Genomic DNA, 17,967 nt, shown 5'->3' on the forward strand with positions numbered 1-17,967 from the left:
GGGCTTGCGGCACCATCATGCCCCCTTGCGCTTGGCGCGTTTGTCGCGTGCGGCTTCGATTTCGGCGACGACATTTTCGGACTGTGCGATATGCTTGATCAGATGCTTGTCGCCGGATCTGGTGATCAGCTGGATATCGCCAAACAGCCGCCGCGCCTTTTCCAGTTCCAGCAGATAGACCTGTCGCCCGCCCGGCCCGACAAGGCGCATATTGCTGAGCACCCAGCGGAATTTCATCTGTTCGGAATACAGCCACAGCCCGCGCACGGCCAGCGCCAGCACAGCGCCAAGGCTGCCGATGGCCACATGGTCAGAGCCGATAAAGGACAGCACCATGCCCACCACGCCCATGCCCAGCACCGCCATGACACCGTGATCGCGCCAATAGGTGGCCTTGTCAGACCGGATTTCACGCAGGATTTTCTCGCCCGGTTCCGGCTCGAACACTGTATCGGCAAGCCTGCTTTCGCGGATTTCCTCAGCCATGTGCGGCCTCTCTCAGTCTTTGACGTTCGCGCGCGCGGCGCAGGTTTCTGGCCAGCAGGTCCATTGCCGCCATGCGCACGGCAACGCCCATTTCGACCTGTTCCTGAATGACTGAACGGTTGATGTCATCGGCAATCGCGCCGTCAATTTCGACGCCGCGGTTCATCGGGCCGGGATGCATGACAATCGCATCTTCCTTGGCATAGGCCAGTTTCTCGGCATCCAGCCCGTAGCGGTGGAAATACTCGCGTTCGGACGGCACAAAACCGCCATCCATGCGTTCGCGCTGAAGGCGCAGCATCATCACCACATCGGCCCCTTCCAGCCCTTCGCGCATGTCGTCGAACACCTCGACGCCGAATTCCTCGACGTCCCTGGGCATAAGGGTTGGCGGGCCGACAAGGCGCACGCGGTTTTCCATCTTGCCCAGCAGGATCAGGTTTGACCGTGCGACGCGGCTATGGGCGATATCGCCGCAAATCGCGATGCTCAGCCGGTGCAAGCGGCCTTTCTTGCGCCGGATCGTCAGCGCGTCCAGCAGCGCCTGTGTCGGGTGTTCATGCTTGCCATCGCCCGCATTCAGGACCGCGCAATTCACCTTTTCGGCCAGCAGGTTGACCGCACCGGACCGGCCATGGCGCACCACCAGCAAATCGGGGTGCATGGCATTGAGCGTCAGCGCGGTGTCGATCAGCGTCTCACCCTTTTTCAGGCTGGACTGGGCCATTGCCATATTCATCACATCCGCGCCAAGCCGCTTGCCTGCCAACTCGAAACTGGCCTGTGTGCGGGTGGATGCCTCGAAAAACATGTTGATCTGCGTCATCCCGGCAAGGGTTGTGCCGTGTTTCTCGCTAGAGCGGTTCAGCGCGACATATTCTTCCGCAAGGTCCAGAATGGTCGTGATCTCTGTCGGGTGAAGCGGTTCGATCCCCAGCAGATGATTCTGTTTGAATGCCATGCGTCCCCCGCCTGAAGCCCCAGCGCCGTTATAGAAACCGTGCCCCGCGACGACAAGGCCGCTTTACCCGCTGTCATGCGCGTATTACGTTGCGCGCATGGTATCGCAGGTTCCTTGGGAAACAGATTGGCATGTTGCGCGCGCCTGCCTTGAGTGGCAGGTCGAGATGGGCGCTGTTGAGGCCATGTGCGACGCGCCGGTTGACCGATATGCGCTGGACCCGGCCCCAATTGCGAAACCGAAAGCCGCAGCCACCCCGGCCGCACCTGCCCCCAGTGTCAGCATTGACCCTGTGGCCGAGGCGCAGGCCTTGGCCGATGCTGCGCCCGATCTGGACGCGCTGCAAGCGGCGATTGCAGATTTTCCGCATAGCGACCTGAAACTGGGCGCGCGCAATCTGGTGTTTTGTGATGGCACCCCACAGGCGCGCGTCATGATTGTAGGCGAGGCACCGGGGCGCGAGGAAGACCGTTCTGGCAGGCCCTTTATCGGCGAGGCGGGGCAATTGCTGGACCGGATGCTGGCGGCGATTGACATGCGGCGCGACCACCCGGACCCGGCGCGCGCGGTGTATATCACCAATATCCTGCCTTGGCGCCCCCCACAAAACCGCGACCCCAGCGCAGAGGAACGCGCCATGTTCCGCCCGTTTGTGATGCGCCATATCGCCTTGATCGACCCGGATATCCTGATCCTGATGGGCCGGATTTCGGCCAGCACCCTGCTGCAAGGCAATGAAGCGATTACCCGCATTCGCGGGCAATGGCGCGAGGTGGCGGGGCGGCCCGCTTTGCCCATGCTGCACCCGGCCTATCTGCTGCGCAACCCTGCCGCCAAGCGCGAGGCATGGGCCGATCTGCTGGATTTGCAAGCCCGACTAAGGACATTGACATGAGCCGGATTGACGACACCAAACCCTTCATGCCGGTGCGCTTTGCTGTGCTGACTGTGTCTGACACACGCACGCTGGACGCGGATAAATCCGGCGACACGCTGGCCGCGCGGATAGAAGCGGCGGGCCATGTTCTGGCCGCGCGCGATATTGTGCGCGACGAACGTGAACAGATTGCCGCGCAGTTGCGCAGCTGGTGTGCAGACCCCGGAATTGACGCGATTCTGACCACAGGCGGCACCGGCCTGACCGGGCGTGATGTCACTGTTGAGGCGCATCGTGATGTGTATGAGAAGGAAATCGAAGCCTTTGGCACGGTGTTCACAATCATCTCGATGCAGAAGATCGGCACATCGGCCATCCAGTCGCGCGCCTGTGCCGGGGTGGCGCAAGGCACTTATTTGTTCGCGCTGCCCGGATCGCCGGGCGCGTGCAAGGATGCATGGGACGAGATTTTGTCGCTGCAATTCGATTTTCGTCACCGTCCCTGCAATTTTGTCGAAATTTTTCCAAGACTCGACGAACATTTGCGACGGAAGTAACGCGCTGTTGCGTTCAAGTTTATTGAATTGAAGCGGCTTTAGCGGCGTAATCTGCGTATGCGCCACCGCCTGAACTGGAGTAGCCATGCGTTTTCTGACCCGCAGCCTGATTGCATTATTTCTTGCGGCTGTATCTTTTTCGGCGCTGGCCTATGCCGGCTACACGCTTGTCACCGCAATCCAGAGCCGGGCCGAGGTGACGGGCGGGCCGGGCCAAGGGCGCGAGCGGGTATTTACCGTTCGCGCGCTGACAGTCACCCCCGCAGAGGTGACGCCGATCCTGTCTGCATTTGGTGAAGTGCGCACCCGCCGGTCGTTGGAGCTGCGCGCGCCGGTTGGTGGCCGGGTTCTGGAAGTGGCCCCCGGTTTCGAGGATGGGGCCGAGGTGCGCGAAGGTCAGCTGTTGTTCAGAATAGACCCTGCGGATGCTGAATCGGCGCTGGCGCTGGCACAAACAGATCTGGCCCGCGCCGAAGCGGAATTGCGCGATGCCACGCTTGCGCTGGACCTTGCAGGCGAGGATGTGGCCGCAGCACAAGCACAGTTGGAGTTGCGCGTGCGCGCATTGGAGCGGCGGCAGGGGCTTGCGGATCGTGGTGTCGCCACCGAAGCGGCGCTGGAAGAAGCAGAGCTTGCGCTGTCATCCGCGCGACAGGCCGCAGTCGGGCGCAGACAGGCCGAGGCGCAGGCGATTGCGCGCCGCGATCAGGCCGAAAGCGCACTGGAGCGCCAGCGCATCACCTTGAGCGAGGCCGAGCGCCGCTTGTCCGACACCCGCGTTCTTGCAAGTTTCAGCGGCACGCTGGCCGATGTCAGCATCACCGAAGGCGGGATTGTCACCACCAATGAACAGCTTGGGCGCATCATCGACCCTGATCTGCTGGAAGTGTCCGTGCGCGTCTCGACCGCGCAGTATTTGCGCCTGATCGGCGATGATGGTCGCCTCCTGAGCAGCGATGCCGAAGTGGTGCTGGAGGTTGCGGGTTTTGAGATTACTTCGCCGGGGCGGGTGGTGCGGGCCTCTGCCACTGTGGAACAGGGGCAGGGCGGTCGGCAGCTATTCGTGGAACTGGTGGCGCCGCGCGGGTTCCGGCCCGGCGATTTCGTGACTGTGCGCTTGAATGAACCCGCGCTGCAAGATGTGGCCTTGCTGCCTGCAACAGCCGTCAGCGCGACAGGGTCTGTGCTGCTCATCAACGACGATAACCGTCTGAGTGCGGCACCTGTAACAGTTTTTCGCCGTCAGGGGGATGATGTGCTGATTGATGCACGCGCGCTGGCCGGGCAAGAGGTTGTGCGCGAGATTGGCCCTTCGCTGGGCGCGGGCATTCTGGTGCGCCCGCAACGTGAAACCGCAACCGGCGAAGTGATACAGGAGGCGCCCGAGATGGTCACGCTGGACCCCGAACAGCGGGCCAGATTGATCGCGCAGGTCGAGGGCAATACCCGGATGCCGGAAACAATGCGCGCGCGCATGATTGCGCAACTGTCAGAAGAGGCCGTGCCCGCCAGCATGTTGGAACGTTTGGAAAGTGGCAATGTCGGTGGCGGCGGTCCGGGCGGTCGTATGCAGGGTGGGGGATAAGCCATGATCCTGCGCGACACCAAGGACAGGCTTGCTGTGCAGGCCGTTGGATTGTTTCGGTATTTCACGCGGCACAAGACAGCGGCGAATCTGCTGCTGGTGATCATGATCGTCTCGGGGCTGGCTGCCATTCCGCAGATGCGTGCGCAGTTCTTCCCCGATGTGGTGGTGGACAATATCTCTGTCGATATTCGCTGGCCGGGGGCCGGGGCGGAAGACCTTGATCGCGGTGTGGTCCAGCTTGTTGGCCCTGCCCTGCAAGCGGTGGATGGGGTCACCAATGTCTCTGCGCGCTCGCGCGAGGGGCGGGCCAGTTTCACGATTGATTTTGAAACCGGCTGGGATATGGGCCGCGCAAGTACGGATGTGCAGGATGCGCTGGATGCTGTTGGCACCCTGCCCGAAGATGTCGAAGATCCGGTAACGCGCCGTTCCAGTTGGGGCGAGAGGGTCACGAATGTGGTCGTGACCGGCCCTGTTGCCGTGGAACAACTGGCGCGGTTTGCAGATGAATTTGCCGCGCGGCTGTATAACGAGGGGATCACCCGCACCACGATCCGCGGTGTTGCCAGCGCCGAGGTTCTGGTCGAAGTGCCGACCCGCAATCTGATCGAAAATGACCTGAGCATGGCCGATATTGCACAGGCCATTCGCAGCACTGTCAGCACCGACCCGTCAGGCGAGACTGCTTCTGGCGGGGCGCGTGTGCGCACGGGCGCAGAGCGACGCACCGCCGAGCAGGTGGCGGAAATTGCGCTGCGAACGCGGGCGGATGGCACGGTGCTGCGCCTTGGCGATGTGGCGGAGCTGCGCGAGGGTGGCATTGACCGTGACAGGGCCTTCTGGGTGGGCGATGACCCGGCCATCACCTTGCGCGTGGACCGTTCCGAGCGTGGCGATGCGATTGAGATACAGGCCCGCGTGCAGGCACTGGCTGATGCGATGAACCGCAATCTGCCCGAAGGCGTCAAGTTCGAGCTGGTCTCGACGCGGGCAGAGTTCATTTCCGGCCGGATCATGATTCTGGTCAAGAATGCAACACTGGGTCTGGGCCTTGTGGTGGTGTTGCTGTTTCTGTTCCTGAATGCGCGTACGGCTTTCTGGGTGTCGGCAGGCATTCCGGCGGCGATGCTGGCGGCGATTGCGGTCATGTATCTGATGGGGCTGAGTTTCAACATGATCTCGCTTTTTGCGCTGATCATCACGCTGGGCATTGTGGTGGATGATGCGATTGTAGTGGGCGAACATGCCGATTACCGCGCGCGCGAATTGGGCGAAAGCCCGGCTGAAGCCGCTGAAAATGCCGCCACGCGCATGGCGCAGCCGGTTTTTGCCGCCACGATTACAACGGTTCTGGCCTTTGGCGCGCTAATTCTGGTGGGCGGACGGTTTGGCACATTGATTGCCGATATTCCTCTGACCGTGATTGCGGTTCTGGTCGCGTCACTGGTTGAATGTTTCCTGATCCTGCCCAACCACATGTATCATGCGATTGCCAGCGGGTTGAAAGAGCGGTGGTATGATTGGCCCTCGCGACAGGTCAATCGCGGGTTTCAATGGGTGCGCGAGCGGGCATTTCGCCCCTTTATCAGCTTTATCATCGCTGCACGCTATCCGGTTCTGGCGGCATTGATCGCGCTGTTGACGGTGCAAATGGCCCATCTGGTGCGTGGTGATCTGCCGTTTCGGTTTTTCAACCCGCCAGAGCAGGGGTCAATCACCGGCAATATTGTGATGACCGATGGCGCCACCCGCGCCGATACGCTGGAAATGCTGCGCGAATTGCAGCGCGCGACCGATGCGCTGTCCAGCCGCATGGAGGAAGAGACAGGTACCAGCCCCGTGCTTTTTGTCATGACAGAGCTTGGCGGCCATGCCGGGCGGGCGCTGGCTTCTGCTGAAAACAAGGATAGCGATCTGCTGGGGTCGATTTCCATTGATCTGGTCGATGCCGATCTGCGCGAGGTGTCGTCTTCCGCCTTCGCCTCGGCCTTGCAGGACGAAGTACAGGCGCTGCCCCGGCTGGAGGAATTCAGCTTCCGCTCCTGGGGGGCGGGGCCTGGGGGGGATTCGCTGTCCGTGGACCTGAGCGGCGGGGATTCCGAGACGCTGAAAGCGGCATCGGAGGCATTGCGCGCAGCACTTGTCCCTTATCCCGAAATTACGGGGCTGGAAGATAATCTGCCATATGACAAGCAAGAGTTGCTGTTGCAACTGACCGCACAGGGGCAGGCGCTGGGCTTCACCGTTGAGGGGCTGTCACGTGATCTGCGCAACCGCCTGTCGGGTGTTGAGGCGGCGACCTTTCCTGACGGGCTGCGCACAGGGCGCATTCGCGTTGAAGTGCCCGCGTCAGAACGGGCGGCAGATTTTCTGGACAGTATGATGATGCGCGCGGCATCGGGTAGCTTTGTGCCACTGGGCGATATCGTTTCTGTCACCGAGCGGCAGGGTTTTTCAAGCATTCAGCGTGAAAACGGCGTGCGCGTTGTTACAGTGACGGGTGATCTGTCCGAAGATGACCCGGCACGCGCGCGCGAAATTACGCGATTGCTGACCGAACGCATCCTGCCTGATCTTGAAGCGGATTTCGGCATCACCACCCGGCTTTCGGGACAGGCAGAGCAGGAACGCGAATTCCTGAGCGATGCAGTGATCGGCATCAGCCTGTGCCTGATCCTGATCTATCTGACCCTTGCTTGGGTGTTTTCCAGCTGGCTGCGCCCGATGGTTGTCATGGCGGTTATTCCCTTCGGGCTGATCGGGGTGATTTACGGGCATACAAGCTGGAACATGGCCATGTCGATGTTCTCGATTGTCGGGATGATGGGCATGGCGGGCATTATCATCAACGATTCCATCGTGCTGGTGACAACGGTGGATCAATACGCGCGCGACCGCGGCTTGATTCCGTCGATCATTGATGCGACCTGCGACCGCCTGCGGCCTGTGCTTTTGACGACGCTGACCACTGTTCTGGGCCTGACGCCGCTGATGTTCGAGAATTCGACCCAAGCCGCATTCCTGCAGCCGACAGTGATAACGCTGGTCTACGGGCTGGGCTTTGGCATGTTCATCGTGTTGTTGCTGGTGCCCGCCTTGTTGGCGATCGGGCATGACATGCGCCGACAGGTCGTTTCCTTGCGCCGTGCCCTGACATTGCCGGCGCGGGGTATCTCGCTGGTGCCGCTGGGCGCGGCGCTGGTGCTGGGCGTGTGGTTCCTTGCCACCATTGGCGGTGTGTTTGTCACCGGCGAGATGCTGGTGCCAAGCGGTATGGCTGCGCTGGCTGAGTCCCCGATGCGCGCGGCCATGATCCTGTTCATGGGCGGCGCGGTGCTGGGCCTTGTGCTGGCGTGGTGTCTGGGGGCGCTGGGGCTGTGGCTTGGGACCAGAGGCGGGCCTCAGTCCGAAAGGGCGCAGCCCTGATGCACAGATGTGCCATGTTCACTGATGACGCTGATCCGCACGGCTGAACGGTCGATCCCACCGCCGGATTTGGTGCGAAACAGGGTGTGGCCGGTCAGCGTGTCACCATTGCGTTCGGTGGGCAGAACCCGCGCGGGCATGGTGCTGCCCAGCATTTCGACCAGAACAAATTCCTCGTGCCCTTGGGGTGGAATTTGCAAGCTTGCACTCAGCCGCAAGCCGCGCTTGTCGGGGGTGACGCTGCAATTCATTCCTTGCAACCCAGCGCTTTGCGCGGCTTTCGGGCGGCGGGTCATTGCAGAGGAGATCATGGTATCTGGCGCGCCAGCCCCTTGCGCCACGATATTCAGGGCCAGATCGACCGGGATGCAGATATCTGCGCAGACACCGACCGACAGGACGCCATCCAGTTCGACCGGCTGTCCGGCATCTTCTGGTGTCAGTTCGATCGGAAGCACGATTTCGTCGCTATACCCGATGCTTGCAAAGCCAGCCTTGATGTACAGCCTTGGTTCCGGCCACAGAATGCGTGCATTTGACAGGTTGCGCGACCGGGACGTGTCGAGTGTGGGGACTATGCCGCTTTCGCCGGGATGGCGCCAATAGGTGATCCAGTCCTGCGCAAGGCGCAAGTGTAGCGCGGCGATATAGGTGCCGGTATCGGTTTTCCAGCCCGGACGCATCTTCGCTTCGAAGATTTCCGACAGGCGCGGGGCTTGCGCCTGAGCCGCCATTGGCAGGACCAGAGCAGTTGCAACAAGAAAAGAGCGGAGCATATTCATAGCGCCCTAGATTCCCCGCATCGCACAGGAAGGGAAGTCACAAGGGCGCGACTTGGCGAGGCTGTGACACAAAAGCCCATTTGCCCGCGCCCTGCGCCCCTTGGCAAGGCCGGATAAGACGGGCATGTTGGTGTAAATATCACCGGCTGGAGTGACATGACCCATCTTATCGGAAAACTGCTGATCGCCATGCCGTCGATGCCGGACCCCCGATTCGCGCATTCGGTGGTGTTTTTATGCGCGCATTCCGAGAATGGCGCGATGGGGGTTATTGTCAACAAGCCGCTGCCTGATCTGACCTTGGTCAAGCTGCTGGCGCATCTGGACCTTGATGGGCCGGAAAATGCGCGTGGCCTTGGCGAAGATCCGGCGGATGGGCCGGTTCACTTCGGCGGCCCGGTCGAGACATCACGCGGGTTCGTGTTGCATTCGCCCGATTTTTTCAATGCGGAGGGCAGTCTGCAGATCGCGGATGGCATTGTGCTGAGCACCTCGGTCGAGGTGCTGGCCGAAATGGCGCGCGGGCAGGGGCCTGCGCAGTCCATCGTCGCGCTTGGCTATGCAGGCTGGGGGCCAGAGCAGCTGGATGGCGAAATTCAGGCAGGGGGCTGGCTGATCGCCGATGCCGCGCCCTCGATGTTGTTTGCCACAGAAGACAGCGCCAAATGGTCGGCAGCACTGGGCCAGATCGGGGTTGATCCGCGCCTGTTATCAGGCGCGACGGGTCACGCCTGAAGGTCGGTGCCGATCAGGGCGGCGGCAAATTCTTCGGGGTCAAACGCCTGTAGATCGTCGATCTGTTCGCCCACACCAATCGCATGGATGGGAAGGCCAAAGCGGTCCGCCAGTGCCACCAGCACACCACCGCGCGCCGTGCCATCCAGTTTTGTCATGACCAGACCGGACACATCGGCCAGTTTGCGGAAGATATCGACCTGATTCAGAGCGTTTTGCCCTGTCGTCGCATCCAGCACCAGCAGCGTGTTATGCGGCGCGTCCGGGTCCAGTTTGCGCAGCACACGCAGGATTTTTGCCAATTCCTCCATAAGGTCGGCGCGGTTTTGCAGCCGTCCTGCCGTGTCGATCATCAGCAGGTCCACACCTTCGGCCTTGGCGCGCGCCAGCGCGTCATAGGCAAGACTTGCCGGGTCGGACCCTTCGGGCGCGGTCATGACTGGCACGCCTGCACGGGTGCCCCAGACCTGCAATTGTTCGACGGCTGCGGCGCGGAAGGTGTCGCCTGCCGCGATCATAACCGATTTCCCGGCCTCGCGGAACTGGCTGGCCAGTTTGCCGATGGTCGTCGTCTTGCCCGCGCCATTGACGCCCACCACCAGCACCACTTGCGGGCGCGCGCCATATAGCGGCAGGGGCTTTGCCACGGGTTCCATGATGCGGGTGATTTCCTGCGCCAGAGCTGTCTTGATCTCATTGACCGACATCTTGCGCCCAAAGCGCCCCTCGGCCAGATTGGCGCTGACGCGCATCGCGGTTTCGACGCCCATGTCGGATTGGATCAGCAGCTCTTCCAGCCGCTCTAGCATGTCATCATCCAGCACCCGGCGGGGCGAGTCGTCGCGCCCGAGCATCCGGCCGATAAAGCCGGGTTTCGGGGCGGGTTCGGGGTCTGCTGCGGGCGCTGCGGGGGCAGGGGCGGGCGTTGGTTGCACAGTGGGTTCGGGCGGGGGCGTCTGCGCGGGCTGTGTTTCAGCCGCTGCGGTGTCCTCCGCCTCTTCCACCAGCGCTTCCAGCCCCTCGTCCAGTTTCGAGGACGAGCGGAACATGCGCTCCTTCAGCTTGTTGAAAAAAGACATGCCCTGATCCTTGTCTAGCGTGGTTCAGAGCTACCTCATGCGGTTGGATTTGGAAAGCACCCCAGACCCGCAAACAGTGGCAAAATGCGCCGCTGTGCTGCGGCAAAACGCGTGATATGTTGCGCAAGTTCTTAATCCGGTGGAAACAGTATGACCATTTTGCCTTTTGCCCTTGCCGCGCTTGTCCCTGTTGTTCTGCTTGGCCTTGGTGCTGTTCAGGGCGGCCTATGGGTCTGGCTGGCGCTGGCCTATGTTTCTGTTATCGCTTTCGCTCTGGACGAGATTATCAAGCCGGCCGCCCTCTCTGCCTCTGGCGAAGATGACCCCCTGCTGGCCAATGCTCTTTCGGTCGCTTTGGCGCTTGGCCATTTCGTGTTGCTGGGCATCGGGGCCTATGCTGTGGCCGGTGCAACAGGGCTGGGCAGTGCAGAGCGGGCGGCGGCGTTTTTTGGCTTTGGGCTGTATTTCGGGCAGGTCAGCATTGCCAATGCGCATGAATTGATTCACCGCACCCAGCGGGGATTGTTCACCCTTGGCAAATGGGTGTTCATTTCCATGCTTTATGGCCATGTCACCACATCGCACCGATTGTTGCATCATGCCTATGTCGGCACGCCGAAAGACCCGAATTTTCCGCCCAAAGGCACAAGTTTCTACCGCTATCTGCCCCGCAGCCTGTGGCGCAACCTGACCGAAGGCTACCGGATCGAGGCGGCGCGTGCCGCCCGGTCGGGGCAGCTAAACCCCTATGTCAGCTATATCGGGGGCGCTGTGGGGGTGCTGGCGCTGGGCTGGCTTGCGCTGGGCTGGGCGGGTGTAGCGGCATTGGTGGGCTTTGGCGCCTATGCGCAATTCCAGCACGCGATGGTGGATTATCTGCAACATTACGGGTTGGCGCGGCGGGTCTTGCCAGATGGCCGCTATGCCCCGCTGGAGGCGTATCACAGTTGGAACAGCCCGCATTGGTTCACGGCGCTGATGGCGGTGAATGTGACGCGTCATTCCGACCACCACGCGCATCCGGGGCGCATTTATCCGGCATTGCGTCTGACCCAAGATATGCCCATGCTGCCCTATAGCCTGCCAGCAATGGGGGTGATTGCATTGGTGCCGCCACTATGGTTCAGGATGATGGATCGGCGTGTCGAGCGTGTTCTGAGTATGGCGCAAGGAGTGGGTGAATGAAGCGGATCAAGGGAATTGGCATTCTGGCCCTGATAGCCTGCCTGGGCGCGCCGTTGGCGGCACAGACCCCGATGAGCGCTGCGGAATTCGAGGCGTATGTCACCGGACGCACCCTGACATTCGGGTTGGATGGCATGGCCTATGGAATAGAGGAATTTCACCCCGGACGGCGCACGACATGGGCTTTCATCGGGGAAGAGTGCCGCGTTGGCAGGTGGTTCGACCGTGACGAACAGATATGTTTCACCTATGATGATGCGCCAGAGCAGGAGCATTGCTGGATTTTCTGGCAAGGCGAAGAGGGGCTGAATGCGCGCTTCATGGGCGACGGTGCACCGACAGAGTTATATGAGGTCCAGCGCAGCACCCGCCCGCTGATCTGTCCGGGGCCAGAGGTCGGGGTTTAGGGCACGCGCGATTTTTGCCGTGCCGTGCAGGCGGGCCGCGTTGGTTTGGCCGTTGAGGACGGTGGATGGTTTCGACAAGCTGCGCAACGTCGGGCCGCGGCGCGGCGATACACGGTCAAATCTGTAGCGCTTTATGCTGGCCAAATCCGTAAAAGATCAGATCGTTGCGCTTGGGGCAGCCAAATCGCCGTGCCGTGGGTGCGGCGCGGCGATGCGCGGCGGCCTGCGGCCTTGATTCCGCGCACCTCTACGTTCCCTTGGTCCCGCAAACCCAGCCGCAACTTGCGCTGCGCGCCACCCGCCCCCTGTCGCGCGTCAAGTCACGCGCAAAAGCTCAGAGCGCGCGCCAGCCGATATCGCGGCGGCAAAACCCTTCTGGCCAGTCAATCTGATCGACCATCTCATAGGCCCGCGCGCGCGCTTGGGCCAATGTGGCCCCGCGCGCGGTCACATTCAGCACCCGTCCGCCATTGGCCAGAATGCGCCCGCCCTCAGATTTTGTGCCTGCGTGAAAGACCATATGCGCGCTGTCTGCGGGGCAATCCTCCAGCCCGCTGATCGCGCTGCCCTTGGCATATGCACCCGGATAGCCCTGGGCGGCCATCACCACGGTCATGGCATGATCCTCGGCCCAGTTCACGGCAACCTCGTCCAACCGGCCTTCGGCGCAGGCTAACATCAGGTCCAGCGCCTGTGCGCCCAGCCGCATCATCAGAACTTGACATTCCGGGTCGCCGAAACGGGCATTATATTCCACCAGCCGTGGCTTGCCGTCCTTGATCATCAGGCCCGCATACAGAACCCCCTGATACGGCGTGCCGCGCCGCGCCATTTCGGCCATTGTGGGGCGGATGATCTGGTCCAGCGCGGCTTGCGCAATCGCATCACTCAGGACCGGTGCGGGGGAGTAGGCGCCCATCCCGCCGGTATTCGGTCCGGTATCGCCTTCGCCCACGCGCTTGTGGTCTTGTGCCGTGCCGATGGGCAGGCAGGTTTCGCCATCGACCAGCACGAAGAAGCTGGCTTCTTCGCCTTCCATGAATTCTTCGATCACCACCTCGGCACCTGCGGCCCCAAATTCACCGCCGAACATGGTGTCAATCGCGTCCAGCGCCTCGGCCTCGTTCATGGCGACGATCACGCCCTTGCCTGCGGCCAGCCCATCCGCCTTGACCACAATCGGTGCGCCCTGCGCTCGGATATGGGCGCGGGCGGGTTCGGCCTCGGTGAAATGGGCATAGCCGGCCGTGGGCGCATTGACAGCGGCGCAAATCTCCTTGGTGAAGGCCTTTGACGCTTCCAGCCGTGCGGCCGCCGCCGAGGGGCCAAAGCAACTGATCCCAACCGCGCGCAGCCGGTCGGCCACGCCCGCCGCAAGCGGGGCTTCGGGGCCGATTACCACGAAATCAATCGCATTCTCGTCACAGAAACTGGCCACGGCGCTGCCATTGCAGATATCGAGATCCGCGCATTCCGCGATCATTGCCATGCCCGCATTGCCCGGCGCACAGATCAGCCGGTCACATTTCGGGTTTTGCAGGATTGCCCATGCCAGCGCATGTTCGCGCCCGCCACTGCCCAGAACCAGAATATTCATTGCCCGCCCTCTCTTGGCACCTTTGCGTCCGCGTTCTAGGGTGGGTTTGCGCCCGTGACAAGCAAAGGCCACAACATGGACCTGATTGACGAACCCGCCAGCAACACACCCGAATTCTCGGTCTCCGAAATATCAGGCGCGGTCAAACGCGTGCTGGAGGGGGAATTTGGCCGCGTGCGGGTGCGCGGCGAGGTGGGGCGCGTGGTCGTCGCGCGCACCGGGCATATGTATTTCGACCTCAAGGATGACCGCGCGGTGATTGCCAGTGTCAGCTGGAAAGGGCAGGTCGCGCGCATGGCGGCCAAGCCCGAGGAGGGGATGGAGGTCATCGCCACCGGCCGACTGACGACATTTGCACCGCAATCCAGATACCAGCTTCAAGTCGAAAGCATCGAACCCGCTGGCGCTGGCGCGCTGATGGCCATGCTGGAAAAACGCAAGGCCGCGCTGGCCGCCGAAGGGCTGTTCGCGCCAGAGCGGAAGAAACGCCTGCCCTATCTGCCGCGTGTGGTGGGGGTGGTGACTTCGCCGCAAGGGGCAGTGATTCGCGACATCCTGCACCGGCTGCATGACCGGTTCGGGGTGCATGTGCTGCTCTGGCCAGTAGCCGTACAGGGGCAGGCCTGCGCGGCAGAGGTCGCGCGCGCGATTGCGGGCTTCAATGCCCTGCCAAAGGGCGGCGCGATCCCCCGGCCAGATGTGATCATCGTCGCGCGCGGGGGCGGATCGATCGAAGATCTCTGGGGGTTTAACGAAGAAATTGTCATCCGCGCCACGGCAGCCAGCGACATACCGCTGATATCGGCCGTCGGGCATGAAACCGACACCACGCTGATCGACTTCGCCTCTGACCAGCGCGCGCCAACGCCATCGGCTGCGGCTGAAATTGCCGTGCCGGTCCATTCCGATCTTGCAGCCGGCCTTGCCGGGCTGGATGCGCGCCTGATCCGTGCAGGCGCGCAGGCGGTCAGCCAACGCCGCCAGCGGCTGGCGGATCTGTCGCGCGCACTGCCCCGCGCCGAAGCTCTTCTTGCCCCGGCAACGCAGCGCTTTGACCAATGGGCCGAACGCTTTCCCGGATCTTTGCGCGCATTGATTGCCAGCAAATCGCAAGAATTGCGCAGCACAAGTGCAGGGTTGCGGGCCAACACCATCCGTTTCCAGATCGACAAGTCCCGCGAAAGGCTGGAGGATCGCAGCACCCGCGCCATCCGCGCAATGGCGGCGCAGCTTGAACAGCGTGCCACCCGCCTTGCGGCACTGGAGCGGCTGCGCCAATCGCTGGGCTACCCTGCCACATTGCAACGCGGTTATGCGGTTGTGCGCGATGCAGAGGGGGGCGTGCTCACCTCCGCCACCACAGCGGCCAAGGTCACCACATTGGAGATTGAATTTTCTGATGGCAATCTTGTCGCAGTGCCACAAAAATCCGGCAAGGCGCAAAAGCCGAAATCCACACCGCCCCCACCGCAACAGGGCAGCTTGTTCTGATCATTTTCTTGCGTGAAATACTCCGGGGTGCGGGGCAGAGCCCCGCCTCTTTTCTTGGGGGTTCGGAACCTGACATAAGTGCGGCGCGGCGCACTGGCGTCCTTGATTCTGTGCGGGTCAAAGCTGGCAATGCCAAAAAACCCGTCACAGTGTCGCTCGTGTCAGGCGGCAAAAACCTAGCGCATCACTTGTGCAATGGCCTGTGCACAGACAGGAATGCTGAAATCATTCAGCCCGGCCAGATTCGCGCGCCCATCCCCCAACATATAGATCCCATGCTCTGCGCGCAGCCGTGCGACCTGTTCGGGTGAGAGGGGCAGAAGCGAAAACATGCCGCGTTGGGTCGTGATGCAATCAAACCGGTCAGAGCCTGTTTCTGCCTGCAGCGCCTGTGCCAGCGCCTGCCGGTTTTGCGCGACGCGCGCGCGCATCGTTTCCAACTCGTCCTGCCACAGTCTGCGCAGGTCTGTGTCGCCCAGAATCGTGCTGACCACGCGCCCGCCATGATCGGGTGGAAAGGCAAAGAACTGGCGGTTAAGTCCCGCCAGCGCTGCGGCAAGATTGGCCTTCAGCGCTTCGGGTACCACAGCCATCGCAAGCCCGACCCTTTCGCGATACAGGCCGAAATTCTTGGAGCAACTGGCCGCGACCAGCACTTCGGGCAGGCGCGCGGACAGGTGGCGTAGGCCGCCTGCATCGGCATCCAGCCCTTCGCCAAAGCCCTGATATGCCATATCGACAAAGGGCACAGCCCCGCGCCGTTCCAGCAGGGCCGCAATCTCGGCCCAGTCCTGTGCGCTTGGATCGACCCCTGTGGGGTTGTGGCAGCAGCCATGCAGCAGCACCACATCGCCTGCTGCGACCTGTTCAAGATCTGCGAACATGCCCAGATGGTCAAGCCCGCCGCTGTCACGGTCGAGATAGCGATAGGGCTGCATTTTCAGCCCGGCAGCCGCGATCAGGGGCGCGTGGTTGGGCCATGTCTGGGCGCTGATCCAGACAACGGCTTCGGGGCGCGCGCTGCGGATCAACTCGCAGATCTGGCGCACGGCAGAGGTGCCGCCGGGTGTGCCAACAGCGGCCACGCGCGCGCTTGGCACAGCCCCGCCCAGAAGCAGGGTTTCCATCACATCCAGAAAGGCCTGATCGCCCGCCAGCGCCAGATAGCTTTTGCTTTCCTGCGTCTCGACGCAGCGCCGTTCGGCGGCCTTGACTGCTTCGAGAACCGGCGTGCGGCCTGCCTCGTCGCGATAGACGCCCACGCCAAGGTCGATCTTGCCCATGCGCGGGTCGTCGGCAAAGGCCTGCATCAGGGCGATGATGCCATCCAGTTTCGGCTTGGGAAGGGTTTCGAACATAATAACCGCTTTCAGCTAGGTTTTGGGGTCCATGCGCGGGTCAGTTTGCGTTCCCGCTCTTCCTGACGCACAGGGATGAAGCCATTTTTCTGATACTGGATCAGCGCGCGGGGATGGTCCAATGTGCAGGTGTTGACGCTCAGGCTTTTGACGCCTTCGCGCGCCCAGGCGGTCAGGATCGCCGTGCGCAGCATCCATGTTCCCAGACCACGCCCCACGGAGGAGGGCACCAGTCCGAAATAGCACAGCTCGCAGCTTTCGGGCTGACGCCAGTCAAGCAGGAAAAACCCCTGTGGCCAGCCGTGGTCGATCAGCGAATAAAGCGCAACATCGTCATCATCCAGCCATACGGCAATCTCGTCATCTTCGCTGCTATGCAGATCGGTCCAGGCATAGTCGCGCCCCACGGCGTCATAGAGCGCGCGAAAATACCATACAGGCGGCTTTTCGGCCTTGAGCAAGGCGCCGGTCATGCCATTTGGCGTATGCGGCCAGCCATAGCGGGGCCGTTCGGACATTTCCAGAAAGGTGACCGTATAGGGAACGGTTTCGCCCGCGTGACGTGTTGTCATCCGGTTTCGACCTTCAGATCAGGAAACTGGCCCCATTCCGACCATGACCCGTCATAGAGCGCATGGGCGCGGTGGCCCAGCACCTCCAGCCCGAGGCTGAGGACTGCCGCCGTCACACCAGAGCCGCAGGTGGTGATGATCTGGCGTTCCAGATCCACGCCTGCGTTTTCAAAGGCCGCGCGCAGCGCGTCGCCGCGTTTCATGGTGCCATCGGGGTTCAAAAGCGCCGTAAAGGGCAGGTTCAGCGCGCCGGGCATATGGCCTGCGCGCAAGCCCTCGCGCGGTTCGGGCGCGTCACCGCGGAAGCGTTCGGGGGCGCGGGCATCCACGATCTGCCAGTCACGCAGCTTCACCGCCGCGGCCACCTGGCTGACATCCTTGACCATATGGGCCTGACGCTGCACCGTGATATGGCGTTCGCGCAGCACGGGCGGCATATCTTCCATTGCGCGGCCTTCGGCTTGCCATTTGGGCAGGCCACCATCCAGCACTGCCACATCGGTCTTGCCCATCAGGCGAAACAGCCACCAGACGCGAGCGGCTGAAAACAGCCCCATACCGTCATAGATGACGATCTGATGGCCATCGCCCACACCCATCGCGCGCATCCGCGACATGAATTTCTCGACCGGGGGGGCCATATGCGGCAAGGCGGAGCGGTGGTCGCTGATCTCGTCGATGTCAAAGAAGCGCGCACCGGGGATATGCGCGGTTTCATATTCCGCGCGCGCATCGCGGCCCATCTGGGGCAGATACCAGCTGGCGTCGAGGATGCGCAGATCGGGATCATTCAGATGTGCGGCCAGCCATTCGGTTGACACAAGGGTTTTCGGATCGTCCATCAGCCACTCCCATCTGCGTGTGCG

16 protein-coding genes are annotated in these 17,967 nt (G+C 62.1%); 8 read left to right on the forward strand and 8 right to left on the reverse strand.

Annotation, left to right across the window (positions count from 1 at the left end):
- Positions 1–15 precede the first annotated feature (15 nt).
- Both EV660_RS03830 and EV660_RS03835 read right to left on the reverse strand, forming a co-directional pair.
- Positions 16–486: a hypothetical protein gene (locus tag EV660_RS03830; protein ID WP_084634974.1), complete on the reverse strand. Its 471-nt coding sequence runs from the start codon at positions 484–486 to the stop codon at positions 16–18.
- A complete protein-coding gene (locus EV660_RS03835) occupies positions 479–1,447 on the reverse strand; it encodes an aspartate carbamoyltransferase catalytic subunit (protein ID WP_071481325.1) in 969 nt (322 codons plus the stop codon). Before EV660_RS03835 ends, EV660_RS03830 begins: the two co-directional genes overlap by 8 nt.
- A 97-nt stretch (positions 1,448–1,544) precedes the next feature.
- On the opposite strand from EV660_RS03835, the gene EV660_RS03840 reads away from it, so the two are divergent.
- The 4 genes from EV660_RS03840 to EV660_RS03855 all read left to right on the forward strand — a co-directional run bounded on the left by EV660_RS03840 (position 1,545) and on the right by EV660_RS03855 (position 7,895).
- Positions 1,545–2,342 carry a uracil-DNA glycosylase gene (locus EV660_RS03840; RefSeq protein WP_071481324.1) on the forward strand — a complete coding sequence of 266 codons (798 nt, stop codon included), beginning with the start codon at positions 1,545–1,547 and terminating at the stop codon, positions 2,340–2,342.
- Positions 2,339–2,881: a molybdenum cofactor biosynthesis protein B gene (gene moaB / locus EV660_RS03845; RefSeq protein WP_071481323.1), complete on the forward strand. Its 543-nt coding sequence runs from the start codon at positions 2,339–2,341 to the stop codon at positions 2,879–2,881. The genes EV660_RS03840 and moaB overlap by 4 nt, the downstream gene beginning before the upstream one ends.
- A gap of 85 nt (positions 2,882–2,966) precedes the next feature.
- Positions 2,967–4,466 (forward strand): efflux RND transporter periplasmic adaptor subunit, encoded by a 1,500-nt coding sequence (locus EV660_RS03850; protein WP_071481322.1) that lies wholly within the window; start codon positions 2,967–2,969, stop codon positions 4,464–4,466.
- 3 nt (positions 4,467–4,469) lie between these two features.
- Entirely contained in the window at positions 4,470–7,895 is a 3,426-nt protein-coding gene (locus EV660_RS03855) for an efflux RND transporter permease subunit (RefSeq protein ID WP_071481321.1), read from the forward strand.
- Here EV660_RS03855 and EV660_RS03860 read toward each other — a convergent pair.
- A complete protein-coding gene (locus EV660_RS03860) occupies positions 7,871–8,671 on the reverse strand; it encodes a protein-disulfide reductase DsbD domain-containing protein (protein ID WP_071482236.1) in 801 nt (266 codons plus the stop codon). The two genes, EV660_RS03855 and EV660_RS03860, sit on opposite strands and share 25 nt — an antisense overlap.
- Positions 8,672–8,833: 162 nt before the next feature.
- Here EV660_RS03860 and EV660_RS03865 point away from each other — a divergent pair, with 162 nt between their 5' ends.
- The gene (locus EV660_RS03865) at positions 8,834–9,412 is read left to right on the forward strand and encodes a YqgE/AlgH family protein (protein WP_071481320.1); all 579 of its coding nucleotides are present in this window, start codon (positions 8,834–8,836) and stop codon (positions 9,410–9,412) included.
- Here EV660_RS03865 and ftsY read toward each other — a convergent pair.
- Positions 9,403–10,491, reverse strand: coding sequence for a signal recognition particle-docking protein FtsY (gene ftsY / locus EV660_RS03870; protein ID WP_071481319.1), 1,089 nt, complete (start codon positions 10,489–10,491; stop codon positions 9,403–9,405). The genes EV660_RS03865 and ftsY overlap by 10 nt on opposite strands.
- Before the next feature lie 150 nt (positions 10,492–10,641).
- Between ftsY and EV660_RS03875 the strand changes: the two genes are divergently transcribed.
- Positions 10,642–11,676 (forward strand): alkane 1-monooxygenase, encoded by a 1,035-nt coding sequence (locus EV660_RS03875; protein ID WP_071481318.1) that lies wholly within the window; start codon positions 10,642–10,644, stop codon positions 11,674–11,676.
- Positions 11,673–12,083, forward strand: coding sequence for a hypothetical protein (locus EV660_RS03880; RefSeq protein WP_071481317.1), 411 nt, complete (start codon positions 11,673–11,675; stop codon positions 12,081–12,083). The genes EV660_RS03875 and EV660_RS03880 overlap by 4 nt, the downstream gene beginning before the upstream one ends.
- A gap of 334 nt (positions 12,084–12,417) precedes the next feature.
- Here the strand turns inward: EV660_RS03880 and purD are convergent, their stop codons facing one another.
- Complete coding sequence (gene purD, locus EV660_RS03885) at positions 12,418–13,680, reverse strand: phosphoribosylamine--glycine ligase (RefSeq protein WP_071481316.1); 1,263 nt, start codon at positions 13,678–13,680, stop codon at positions 12,418–12,420.
- 75 nt (positions 13,681–13,755) lie between these two features.
- On the opposite strand from purD, the gene xseA reads away from it, so the two are divergent.
- Positions 13,756–15,171, forward strand: coding sequence for an exodeoxyribonuclease VII large subunit (gene xseA / locus EV660_RS03890; RefSeq protein ID WP_071481315.1), 1,416 nt, complete (start codon positions 13,756–13,758; stop codon positions 15,169–15,171).
- A 176-nt stretch (positions 15,172–15,347) separates the two neighbouring features.
- Here the strand turns inward: xseA and EV660_RS03895 are convergent, their stop codons facing one another.
- Genes EV660_RS03895 through sseA form a run of 3 tightly spaced genes read right to left on the reverse strand, consistent with a single transcriptional unit; the run spans position 15,348 to position 17,943 of the window.
- Positions 15,348–16,529: an amino acid aminotransferase gene (locus EV660_RS03895; protein ID WP_071481314.1), complete on the reverse strand. Its 1,182-nt coding sequence runs from the start codon at positions 16,527–16,529 to the stop codon at positions 15,348–15,350.
- An 11-nt stretch (positions 16,530–16,540) separates the two neighbouring features.
- Positions 16,541–17,101: a GNAT family N-acetyltransferase gene (locus EV660_RS03900; protein ID WP_071481313.1), complete on the reverse strand. Its 561-nt coding sequence runs from the start codon at positions 17,099–17,101 to the stop codon at positions 16,541–16,543.
- Complete coding sequence (gene sseA, locus EV660_RS03905; protein ID WP_184409739.1) at positions 17,098–17,943, reverse strand: 3-mercaptopyruvate sulfurtransferase; 846 nt, start codon at positions 17,941–17,943, stop codon at positions 17,098–17,100. Before sseA ends, EV660_RS03900 begins: the two co-directional genes overlap by 4 nt.
- Between the last annotated feature and the right edge of the window lie 24 nt (positions 17,944–17,967).

The sequence above is a fragment of the Roseinatronobacter bogoriensis DSM 18756 genome, assembly GCF_004366635.1.
Lineage (GTDB): Bacteria > Pseudomonadota > Alphaproteobacteria > Rhodobacterales > Rhodobacteraceae > Roseinatronobacter > Roseinatronobacter bogoriensis.